This is a genomic window from Gilvibacter sp. (assembly GCF_013214815.1).
Classification (GTDB): Bacteria; Bacteroidota; Bacteroidia; order Flavobacteriales; family Flavobacteriaceae; genus Gilvibacter.
Genome location: NZ_JABSPU010000089.1, coordinates 1 through 8,600, shown reverse-complemented (window position 1 = coordinate 8,600; position 8,600 = coordinate 1). Strand labels below are relative to the sequence as shown.

The following is an 8,600-nucleotide window of genomic DNA, read 5'->3' as shown; positions in this document are numbered from 1 at the left end:
TCTGAAATGTCAAAAGCAAACGTACCAGCTACACCTTTAAAGGTAAACTGTGTACCCGCCATATCAGCCTCATGCGAAAAGAAAGAATACTTCTCTCCGTTAATATCCTTGGCTGTAGCGTTGAATTTTCCGTCGTTTCCGGCGTTGATCCAGATCTTAGCATTAAAATCTGAGTCTAAAGTTGCAATAAATCCGTGGTACATTCCCAAGCCTGAATCGTCTAGTGACGCGCTAGGCGTTGTTTTTGGGTCCACCGATTCTAAAAATGCGTTGGTTTCATTTTGATCTAGTTCGGTAGGTTCCTCGCTACAGGAGTAAGCCACAACCCCTAGAGCAAGTAGTAAAATAAATTTCTTCATTGTTTAATGCGAGGTTTTGAAAAGTTAAAAGTTCTGTTCGCTAAAATTCGAGTTGACAATATAAAGTCAATTTTAAAAAAGACAATGAAAATGTTAAGGAAATTTTAAATTATCTCTTAACAGTGTTATTTTTTCGATAAATGGATAAATAAAACCTAAATATTTTATTGACCCTTCAAATGTTAACAAGTGTTAAAGCCCGTATAGTGGGTGTTCCCAGGGATTTTGCTCTTTCCATTCCTACAAGTTGGTTAAAATGACAGACTTAGCCTTTCAACCATAAAAAAAGCCTCTAAAACTCAGATTAACTGAATTTCAAAGGCTTTCACTCCCCTTTCGAAGAGTAAATTAAAGCAAATTAACGCTTTAGTCCAATAAGATTGTACCGCTTCTACCGTTCCAAGACCAAGTCCCAGAAGCCACTTCTGTGCAGCTCAGGCTTACATAGGCTTGAGTACCTACTGTAGCACCGTTAATTGTAGATCCAATATTCCAAGTAAGGTCATTACCTAAAATGTTTGTGGTTTGACCAAAGGCCGCAATCTCATCGACATCTCTAGCTCCGATGATTGGAAGAACCAATGTCTCAGGCCCTAGCGTAAAAGGAGCATAAGTTCCTTCTGGAATAACCCCACAACCAGAAGCTGTGAAACTCTCTTGAGAAGTATCGTTAAACATACGTCCTTCTGGAGTGCCATTGTCATAACAGATCACCAATTCATCAATATTATCTACTGTAATGGTAAATGTAAAAGGTGGAAACGGAATGGGTTGGGTAATATCAGAGGTTGACGTGCTGATAAAGTCCCAGGTTCCTCCGAAGCCAGCATCTGCCGTATCCACAAAGGTTCCCAAAGAAACTGCTGCGCGGCTCGCCGCATCGTCCTTTACCAATCGAATGTGGATTGGGCGACTGTTTAAGTCAGAACCCATAACAACTACATTATCACGATCGGAAACATCAATGGTAAAGAAAGCATCTGCGTTCTTAAATCTGAATTGGTTATCTCCAAGAGCTGTTCCCTTAAAATAAAGTGATTTTTCATTATCCAGTTCGACAAGGGCAATCGGAGTCTCCGTATCTGTGACAGAAACGATCAACTCTCCGTGAAGCTTTGTATCGGCGGAAACAAATACGCCACGATACATCCCCAAATTTGTTCCGTCCAAAGTAGCATCCGGTGATGCTGTGGCCAATGCAGCTACTTTAGCTACATCAAAGGCGTTTTCCTCTGGTAATTGTTGCGGTTCTTCTGCACAAGATAACAGTAGTGCAGCGGCACAAAGGCCTAGAAATGTTCTTTTCATAGTGTGAGATTAATTAAAGATTTATTGGTTATTCAAATGTTTTGAGCGTCTTTGTTATGATTTGCACACAATCCAAGAGTTGCTCTTTATTCATTACCAATGGGGGAGCGAAACGAATAATATTTCCATGGGTTGGTTTGGCTAAAAGGCCGTTATCTCGCAGCGCCAAACAAATGTTCCAGGCAGTATCTCCTTCTTCATCATCGTCAATGACAATGGCGTTTAAAAGACCTTTACCCCGAACCAGCTTAACAACACTGCTAGTCTCTATATATTTATTTAATTCAGCTCTGAAGAGTTCACCCAATTGGTAGGCGTTCTCTGCCAGTGCTTCATCTTGTATCACGTCTAATGCTGCCATAGCTACTGCAGCCGCAATTGGATTTCCACCAAAAGTTGAACCGTGATTCCCAGGGCGGATCACGTTCATCACATCATCGTTGGCCAATACTGCGGATACGGGATATACGCCTCCACTTAAGGCCTTTCCTAAAATCAACATGTCTGGCTTGACCTCTGGAGTCCCGCTACAATTCTTATCAGAACAACTGCAATTCCCACAAGTAGCCAAAAGACGGCCTGTTCGCGCAATACCTGTTTGCACTTCGTCAGCAATAAAAAGCACATTATTAGCTTCACATAAAGCTTTTGCCTTTTTCAAGTAATCATCTGCAGGCACATATACCCCTGCTTCACCTTGAATAGGTTCCACCAAGAATCCGGCGATCTTATCATTGTCTTTCAAAACCGCTTCTAAGGCATCAATATCATCATAGGCGATCTTTATGAATCCTTGCGTGTACGGTCCAAAGTTCTTACGAGCTACTGGGTCGTTTGAAAACGAAATGATCGTTGTAGTTCGGCCGTGGAAGTTATTCTCACAAACAACGATTTGCGCTTCATTCTCTGGAATTCCCTTTTTCTCATAGGCCCACTTACGACAGATCTTTACGGCAGTTTCCACAGCCTCTGCCCCTGTATTCATAGGCAACAACTTATCAAAGCCGAATAGTTCTGATGCATATTTCTCATAACGCCCTAAAAGATCATTGTAGAATGCTCGAGATGTTAGTGTTAGTGTTTCTGCTTGATTGGACAATGCCCCAACGATCTTTGGATGGCAATGCCCTTGATTTACTGCTGAATAAGCCGATAAAAAATCGTAGTATTTCTTTCCTTCTACATCCCATACATATACTCCTTCTCCACGAGAAAGTACTACGGGTAGTGGGTGATAATTGTGAGCGCCGTACTTGTCCTCTAAAGCCATGGCCTCTTGCGATGTCAATCCTTCTAAAACAGACATTTTAAATATTTTTCAATTGAAACATGAGCAATTCCTTCTTGGCTTCTACTGTCAGCAGGAGAGAAATCATCCTTTAGGGACAGCAAGTTACTAATTAGTTCATTCAGTATTTAAAAAGTAAACACAAAAATGTTGGAATTGTGGTACTTTTGCCGACATGGCGAGAAAACGCAACAGAAAAGTATTTGAAGCCCTTGAAATCATTGATGCTGGGGCCAAAGGAAAGGCAGTGGCAAAAGCCCCAGATGGACGTGTAGTTTTTATAGATAATGCCGTTCCTGGAGATGTGGCGACCATACAAACCACCAAAAAGCGCTCTGCCTATTATCACGGTACAGCAATTGAATTTCAAAGCTACTCTGACAAACGCGTGGAACCGGCTTGTGCGTACTTTGGAACCTGCGGGGGTTGCAAATGGCAAAATATGGGTTATCCCCATCAGCTGGAGTACAAACAGCGTGAAGTTACTCAGAACTTAAAGCGCTTGGGCGGTATTGAACCTGGTGAGATCATTCCTATTAAGGGATGCGACACGCCTTACTTTTACCGCAATAAGATGGAATTCTCCTTTAGTAACAATAAGTGGTTGACTCTAGAACAGATCAACTCCGGAGAAGCCATTGAGGACAGAAACGCTTTAGGCTTTCACATTCCAGGGATGTGGGACAAGATCTTGGATATTGATCAATGCCACTTACAAGCAGATCCGTCTAACAGCATTAGAAATTTTGTCCGTGACTTTGCCAAGGAGAAAGGCCTGGCCTTTTTTGACCCAAGAGCACAGCAAGGTTTGCTACGGACTTTGATGATCAGAAATACGAGTATTGGAGAGATCATGGTGCTTATACAGTTCTATGACAACGACCAAGATGCCATTAGCCTTGTTTTAGAAGCCGTTAAGCAACAGTTTCCAGAAATAACTTCTTTACTATATGTGATCAACCAAAAAGCAAACGACACCCTTTATGATCAGGATATCTTGGTTTACTCCGGACGTGATCATATCATTGAAAACATGGAAGGGCTAGAATTTAAGATCAACGCCAAGTCGTTCTACCAAACCAACTCCGAACAAGCTTACGAACTCTATAAAATTGCACGCGATTTTGCGGAACTAAGTGGAACTGAATTGGTTTATGACCTGTATACAGGAACAGGAACCATTGCGCAATTTGTTTCAAAACAAGCTGCCAAGGTGATCGGTGTTGAAGCGGTTCCAGAGGCCATTGAAGCTGCAAAAGCCAATGCCCAGCACAATAAGATAGACAACTGCGAGTTCTATGTGGGAGACATGAAAAATGTATTCAACCAAGATTTTATCGATACCCATGGTGCGCCAGATCTAGTGATCACAGATCCACCTCGGGACGGCATGCACAAAGACGTGGTAGCGGAGTTGTTGCAATTGGAAGCTCCTAAAATTGTCTATGTGAGCTGCAACAGCGCCACTCAGGCACGGGATTTGCAGCTGCTAGCAGAGAAATACGAGGTAATCAAGTCTCAGGCTGTGGATATGTTCCCACAGACCCATCATGTAGAAAATGTTGTACTTTTAACCAAACGATAGTTGCCTGCTTTGAAAAGAACATTTGCGTTGTTGTGTTGTTTACTGCTCGTCATGGGATGTACCCGAGATGACATCTGTCCGGAGGACACACAGACCACTCCCCTTTTGATCATTACTTTTAAAGACTTCGCAAACCAAACGGAGTCTAAAACCGTTCCTAATCTAGAAGTTAGAGATGCCGAAACCGGAGAGCTTGTGCTCTTTAGTGCAGCCAGTACGGATTCAATTGCGATCCCATTGCGCAATTTTTCCACACGTACCGATTTACTTTTCATTCGAGAGGCAGATACTACAGATACTGATGAATCCAATATTGATCAATTCAATCTGTTTTACACTACGGAGGATATCTATTTGAATCGCGCATGCGGATTCATAAGTAATTATAACGATGTAAGCGGTCAACTTATCAACGAATCCGGCGCAAACTGGATCTTTAGTTTTGAAGTATTACAAACCACAATAAGCGATCAGAATGAGGCTCACCTTACTCTTTTTCATTAGTCTATTGTTCTTTGGAGCTGCGGATGGATTCGCTCAGGATACTACTGAAGTGGTTCAAGACTCCGTTGGCTTACAGAAACGAGACAATAAATACGGCCTCCGAGTCGGGCTCGATTTGGCCAAGCCATTGCGTACTGCGCTCGAGGACGGTTATACAGGATTTGAGATCACCGCAGACTTTAGAGTATCTAAACGATTCTACGCTGCTTTGGAATTAGGAACCGAGGAAAAAGAGCGCAATGAAGAGAATCTGAATTCTATAGCCCGCGGAAGTTATTTCAAGATCGGAGCAGACTTCAATGCTTACGATAACTGGCCAGGACTGAACAACAGCATATTTGCAGGCCTGAGGTATGGTTTTGCCACTTTTGAGCAGGATCTGGTTTCCTATGGCATCTATACAACGGATCAAAGCTTGCAGGAGTTTGAGCTCAGAGAAAACCCACAGACCTTTGAGGGATTAAATGCTTCTTGGGTGGAACTGATTGTCGGTGTTAAGACCGAACTGTTCAACAATCTATTCTTGAGTTTGAATGTGCAGCTTAAGAGTAGAGTGAGTGAAACCAAACCGGAGAATTTTGACAATCTTTATATTCCCGGTTTTAATAGAACCTATGACGAGAGCAATTTTGGTGTGGGATACGGATATACGATCAGTTATCTGATCCCGATCTTCAAGCGCTAGTGCTGCTTTTTCGCCTTTTTACTCCCCGAGTACATTTCGTAACGCACCAATCGGCTTTCCAATTTTCCGTTGAAGAGTTTGATCTTTCGCGATGGTCTCAATCCAACCGATTTCAGTGCTTCCAAATTCCCGCAGAGCATCCAAGCTTGTGTTCCTGGATATCCTCTTTTAAGGGTATCACCTATTTTCTGATAAAAGGTTTCTGTATCTATAGATAAACGCTCATCGTAAGGTGGATTAAAGATGATAAAACTCGGGCTGTCATCCACTTTGGAGGATTCAAAAAAGTCCTGCCGTTCAATAGTTACGAATTCACCGAGGTTGGCATTCTTTATGTTTCCTCTAGAAACCTGTAGTGCTTTTCCATCCAAGTCAAATCCTTTGATCTTATAACGAAAGTCACGGATCTTGTTTAGCGCAGCGTTTTCAATCGTCTCGTACAAGTCCGGATCAAAATCAGGCCAATGCTCAAAGCCAAATTCATCACGATTCAAATTAGGAGGGATATTACAGGCGATCATGGCCGCTTCAGCCAATATAGTACCACTACCACTCATTGGGTCTAACAGATCACACTGCCCGCGCCAGCCGGATAGCAATACAATTCCCGCAGCCAGAACCTCGTTTAGCGGGGCCAGGGTATTCGCGGTCTTGTAGCCGCGTTTGTGCAAAGAACCTCCGGAGCTATCTAAAGAGACTGTACAACGGTTCCTATCAATATGTAAGTTGATGCGCAAATTGGGATGCATCAAATCAACATTAGGGCGCTTACCTTCTCTTTCCCGGAATCGATCCACAATGGCGTCTTTGGTCTTTAGCGCAATAAACTTGGAATGCGTAAACTGCTGGGAATGCACTGTAGCGTCCACAGCCAAAGTTCCATCAGCTTTTAAATAATCTTCCCATGTGATCTTCTTCACCTTGTTGTAAAGATCGTCTTCAGAAAATACGGGGAAACTGGAAATAGGTTTTAAGATCTTTATCGCAGTTCTGCAGCAAAGATTGGCCTTATACATAAAGCCAAGATCGCCCATAAAACTTACTGACCGTCTTCCCGCAGTGACTCCGGATGCTCCTAATTTTCTAAGTTCTTCTGCCAAAACCTCCTCCAACCCGAAGAGTGTCTTGGCTACCATTTGATAGTTTTTTACCATAAGATCGCTGTACGATGCCCCAAAAATAGACTATTTTAGCCCTTTAATCCATCTGCATGCAAGAGATTCCTGAATCTTGGTACACCTCCTGGTTTGATTCCCCGTATTATCACATCCTTTATAAGGATCGTGATTATTCGGAAGCTGCAGCTTTTATGGATAATTTGACGGCTGCTTTGGATTTACCCAAAACGAGTCACATACTGGATCTGGCTTGTGGACGCGGTAGACATTCTATTTATTTAGCAGGATTGGGTTATCAAGTCACTGGTGCAGACCTTTCGCCAAAAAGTATAGCAGCTGCAAAGAAGCACGAACGGCCGGGATTGCGATTTGTGATCCACGATATGTGCTTGCCTTTTTTGGAGTCTTTTGATGCCATTTTTAATCTTTTTACATCCTTTGGGTATTTTGAAAGTGCTAATGACAATCTGCGGGCCATAAGAGCCATAAGGCAGAATTTAGCCCCAGGTGGTATTGGGGTTATCGATTTTTTAAATGTGAATCATGTCGCAAAGCACTTGGTAGCTGACGAAGAAAAAACGGTAGACGGAATTCGCTTTAAGATCAACCGCAAGATCGACGAAAAGTTTATTACCAAAACCATTTCCTTTACAGATGACGGAAAGGAATACTCTTTTGCAGAGCGCGTTTCTGCAATGGACTTGGATCAATTCAAAGCTTACTTTGAAATTGCTGGTGTAGAGTTGATCACAACTTATGGAAACTACCAGTTAGACCTTTATGACCCCAATACTTCTGAACGACTTATACTGATCTTTAAATGATGTTGTACCTGAGTTTATTCTTATCGGTCATCATAGGATACGGGGTCGCCTATGCGTTGAAGACCAAAGAGACGTCACGTTTCAATTTGTTATTGTCTTTTAGCGGTGCCTTTTTACTTTCGGTCACGGTATTTGAGTATCTACCTGAATTGTATCAAAGCTCCCATGATTCCTTAGGGATCTTCATAATGGCAGGTATTCTGCTCCAACTGGTCTTGGATTTCTTTTCCAAAGGAGCAGAGCACGGACATATTCATATAGATTCGGATCAACGCAGCTTTCCTTTTGCTCTATTTATTAGTCTTTCTATTCATGCGCTTCTCGAAGGAATACCAGTAGCCACAAGTGATCATGTTCTTTATGGCGTACTCATTCACAAAATACCTATTGCTGCTATTTTGGGCATCTTCTTGATCAAAACTGGATACAAACCATGGATCACTTTATTGTTTTTAAGTGGCTTTGCACTCATGACCCCGCTGGGTAGTTATTTAAGTCAACATTTACCGGAGCTTCTAGAATATCTTCCTTATTTTAACGCTTTAGTAGTGGGTATATTTCTACACGTCTCTACAACCATACTCTTTGAAAGTAATAAGAATCACAGTTTTAATCTGATGAAACTTTTGACTGTGATCTTAGCAATGGCCATCGCTTACTTGATTTAATAGCGAACTATGTTAATATCTTTATAACCTTTGCCGAATCCATACGTTAACTATAGATAGGTTCCATTTCAAAGATTTCTATCTTGAGGTTAAAGACAAGAACAGTGCGACTCATTAATCCTATAATGGAACACTAAGCTTGCTTTCATTTATACAACAACATCTTTAATCGAGAAGTTTCTACAAACAAAAAGACCCGTCCTAAGAATAGAACGGGTCTTTAATGAAAAAAAGGCAGCGACATACTCTCCCACTTGGTAT

The 8,600-nt window shown here is 42.0% G+C and carries 9 protein-coding genes; 5 read left to right on the top strand and 4 right to left on the bottom strand.

The annotated features are described in order from the left end of the window. From HRT75_RS13335 to rocD, 3 genes are all read right to left on the bottom strand, one after another. Positions 1 to 359, bottom strand: a 359-nt coding sequence (locus HRT75_RS13335; protein ID WP_291187678.1) for a hypothetical protein, incomplete at its 3' end; no start/stop codon positions are given. A gap of 366 nt (positions 360 to 725) precedes the next feature. Then, positions 726 to 1,667, bottom strand: coding sequence for a hypothetical protein (locus tag HRT75_RS13330; protein ID WP_291187675.1), 942 nt, complete (start codon positions 1,665 to 1,667; stop codon positions 726 to 728). A gap of 28 nt (positions 1,668 to 1,695) precedes the next feature. Continuing rightward, positions 1,696 to 2,973 carry an ornithine--oxo-acid transaminase gene (rocD, locus tag HRT75_RS13325; RefSeq protein WP_291187673.1) on the bottom strand — a complete coding sequence of 426 codons (1,278 nt, stop codon included), beginning with the start codon at positions 2,971 to 2,973 and terminating at the stop codon, positions 1,696 to 1,698. A gap of 157 nt (positions 2,974 to 3,130) precedes the next feature. On the opposite strand from rocD, the gene rlmD reads away from it, so the two are divergent. The 3 genes from rlmD to HRT75_RS13310 are packed head-to-tail and all read left to right on the top strand — an operon-like array spanning position 3,131 to position 5,729. After that, positions 3,131 to 4,540: a 23S rRNA (uracil(1939)-C(5))-methyltransferase RlmD gene (gene rlmD, locus HRT75_RS13320; protein ID WP_291187671.1), complete on the top strand. Its 1,410-nt coding sequence runs from the start codon at positions 3,131 to 3,133 to the stop codon at positions 4,538 to 4,540. 51 nt (positions 4,541 to 4,591) lie between these two features. Then, positions 4,592 to 5,044, top strand: a complete 453-nt coding sequence (locus HRT75_RS13315; RefSeq protein WP_291187668.1) for a DUF6452 family protein — start codon at positions 4,592 to 4,594, stop codon at positions 5,042 to 5,044. Then, positions 5,016 to 5,729, top strand: a complete 714-nt coding sequence (locus HRT75_RS13310; protein ID WP_291187666.1) for a DUF6048 family protein — start codon at positions 5,016 to 5,018, stop codon at positions 5,727 to 5,729. The genes HRT75_RS13315 and HRT75_RS13310 overlap by 29 nt, the downstream gene beginning before the upstream one ends. Here the strand turns inward: HRT75_RS13310 and HRT75_RS13305 are convergent. After that, positions 5,726 to 6,883 carry a THUMP domain-containing protein gene (locus HRT75_RS13305; RefSeq protein WP_291187664.1) on the bottom strand — a complete coding sequence of 386 codons (1,158 nt, stop codon included), beginning with the start codon at positions 6,881 to 6,883 and terminating at the stop codon, positions 5,726 to 5,728. The genes HRT75_RS13310 and HRT75_RS13305 overlap by 4 nt on opposite strands. 56 nt (positions 6,884 to 6,939) lie before the next feature. On the opposite strand from HRT75_RS13305, the gene HRT75_RS13300 reads away from it, so the two are divergent. Both HRT75_RS13300 and HRT75_RS13295 read left to right on the top strand, forming a co-directional pair. Then, positions 6,940 to 7,671 carry a class I SAM-dependent methyltransferase gene (locus tag HRT75_RS13300; RefSeq protein WP_291187662.1) on the top strand — a complete coding sequence of 244 codons (732 nt, stop codon included), beginning with the start codon at positions 6,940 to 6,942 and terminating at the stop codon, positions 7,669 to 7,671. After that, complete coding sequence (locus HRT75_RS13295; protein ID WP_366665077.1) at positions 7,668 to 8,339, top strand: ZIP family metal transporter; 672 nt, start codon at positions 7,668 to 7,670, stop codon at positions 8,337 to 8,339. The genes HRT75_RS13300 and HRT75_RS13295 overlap by 4 nt, the downstream gene beginning before the upstream one ends. Positions 8,340 to 8,600: the final 261 nt, after the last annotated feature.

Coding starts and splice junctions, on each gene's coding strand:
- rlmD (WP_291187671.1), top strand. CDS start 3,131: ATGGCGAGAAAACGCAACAGAAAAGTATTTGAAGCCCTTGAAATCATT.
- HRT75_RS13310 (WP_291187666.1), top strand. CDS start 5,016: ATGAGGCTCACCTTACTCTTTTTCATTAGTCTATTGTTCTTTGGAGCT.
- HRT75_RS13315 (WP_291187668.1), top strand. CDS start 4,592: ATGGGATGTACCCGAGATGACATCTGTCCGGAGGACACACAGACCACT.
- rocD (WP_291187673.1), bottom strand. CDS start 2,973: ATGTCTGTTTTAGAAGGATTGACATCGCAAGAGGCCATGGCTTTAGAG.
- HRT75_RS13300 (WP_291187662.1), top strand. CDS start 6,940: ATGCAAGAGATTCCTGAATCTTGGTACACCTCCTGGTTTGATTCCCCG.
- HRT75_RS13330 (WP_291187675.1), bottom strand. CDS start 1,667: ATGAAAAGAACATTTCTAGGCCTTTGTGCCGCTGCACTACTGTTATCT.
- HRT75_RS13305 (WP_291187664.1), bottom strand. CDS start 6,883: ATGGTAAAAAACTATCAAATGGTAGCCAAGACACTCTTCGGGTTGGAG.
- HRT75_RS13295 (WP_366665077.1), top strand. CDS start 7,668: ATGATGTTGTACCTGAGTTTATTCTTATCGGTCATCATAGGATACGGG.